Source organism: Bradyrhizobium sp. IC3195 (genome assembly GCF_020193585.1).
GTDB classification, from domain to species: Bacteria; Pseudomonadota; Alphaproteobacteria; order Rhizobiales; family Xanthobacteraceae; genus Bradyrhizobium; species Bradyrhizobium yuanmingense.
In genome coordinates, this window is record NZ_JADYVG010000081.1 from 1 (window position 1) to 635 (window position 635).

At 63.3% G+C, this 635-nt stretch carries 1 pseudogene; it reads left to right on the top strand.

The annotated features are described in order from the left end of the window. Positions 1–239 precede the first annotated feature (239 nt). Positions 240–500: pseudogene (locus I6F09_RS37185) on the top strand (transposase); the annotation flags it as partial. Positions 501–635: the final 135 nt, after the last annotated feature.

The following is a 635-nucleotide window of genomic DNA, read 5'->3' on the forward strand; positions in this document are numbered from 1 at the left end:
TGGGCTGGCGCGCGCCATACGGCGTGGTCTACCGAACATGAAGATCCAGGCCTATCTGACGGCCGCCGCCATCAACCTCAAGCGGCTGGCAGCCGCTCTTGTTGCGCTTCTTTTGTGCTTGATCGCCCCCCTCGACGCGTCTCCGTCGGCATCGCGCGGAGTGCCGGGTTGATGTGAAGGCATGAATGGGCCGGTCGCTGCATCGAGCGGATTCGGTGAACCACTTGTTCAACGACCCCCGCGTTCACTTCATGCGCAACGCGCTGGCGCATGCCGGCAAGAGCGGGCGGCGCGTGGTCTCCGCCTTCATTGCCACTGCGTTTGCCCAGGACGACGCCGAGGCCGCACGAGCGCAGTGGCGGCGTATCGCCGACCAGCTCCGTCCCAAACTGCCGAAGCTCGCCGTGTTCCTCGATGAGGCCGAGACCGACGTGCTGGCCTATATGAGCTTCTCGGTCGCGCACCGCGCCAAGCTGCACTCGACGGATGAGATGGACAAGCGATTTTTACGGATGAGATGGACAAGCGATTTTTAAATGATCGCCCCGATGACTATGCGGAAATCGCGTCCATTCTTTTGTTCGGCCGCGGCGCGGGCCATTCTTCCGTCCCGGCCACCGATCTCGCAGCCGCCG